The sequence below is a fragment of the Tepidibacter sp. Z1-5 genome, from assembly GCF_037844525.1.
Classification (GTDB): domain Bacteria; phylum Bacillota; class Clostridia; order Peptostreptococcales; family Peptostreptococcaceae; genus Tepidibacter_A.
On the sequence record NZ_JBBMMD010000056.1, the window covers coordinates 1 to 1,021 of the forward strand.

A 1,021-nucleotide genomic window follows, 5' to 3' on the forward strand; every position below is an offset into this window, starting at 1 on the left:
ACATTTGGATAAAATATCCATAATTTTAAATTTGAGAGGATGATTTTTTGTTGAAATCAATTTACCATATTAAGTAAATTGATTTCAACTAGCACAATAGATTAAGTTACTGTTTTTATCATATATAAAATTCCATGAAGGAGTGTTATCAGAATAAGTAATACCATCTACTCTATTAGCAGAATCATATTCATAATATATTTGCTTACCATTAGGATATTTAATATTGCTTAAATTTACATTTTTATCATATTCATAATATATATTTTTTCCTTTAGCATCAGTTATTACTTGAGGTAAAGCTAATTCATTATAAGCGATAACAAAACTAGTATTTATATTTCCTGTGCTAATACTATCATTCTCTATTTTATGTAAATTATGATTAGCATCATAATAGTACTTACTTCTTAATCCTGTAGGACTATCTATTTTCTTTATTCTATCAAGATCATCATATTCAAATGTATATATATTATTTTTAGGATCTGTTGCTTGCAGTGTATTTCCCCTTTTATCGGGTATTAAATTTATTGTGCTATCTAATTGGTTCGTAATGTCTTCCACATAGTTATATGCTGTCCCATAATCATACTCTACTTTTACATCCTCTTCAAACATTCTTACTGCATCAAAATACATATCTCCATTTGTTGATGCTACTGCACCTATTGATACTCTAAGTTTTGCAGCATTTGGATACATTAATTTTGCTTCATCTAATGTTATTGATACTATAACTCTTTTCCAATCAGTTGTTTCAGTTACTTTTTCAGATAGTTTTTGCCCAAGATATGTGTCTACTGAATCATATATGTCAAATTTTAAAACTGCTCCATCTCCTGTTACATTTACTGTTTTTATAACTGCACTTGCTGTATATGTTGCATTATCTTTCATAGGTTCTAAAATATTATTAGCTACCTAAATTTCGTACAAATGTAATTATTTATTCACTATAAAATACCAATTGATCAAATCTCTAATTTGGAAAAATTATAGCTCTTAATCCCAAAACAAA

At 26.6% G+C, this 1,021-nt stretch carries 1 protein-coding gene; it reads right to left on the reverse strand.

Translation table 11 applies throughout. From position 1 onward, the window contains the following. Positions 1–84: 84 nt before the first annotated feature. Positions 85–900, reverse strand: coding sequence for an RHS repeat domain-containing protein (locus tag WJW32_RS12355; RefSeq protein ID WP_340258771.1), 816 nt, complete (start codon positions 898–900; stop codon positions 85–87). Between the last annotated feature and the right edge of the window lie 121 nt (positions 901–1,021).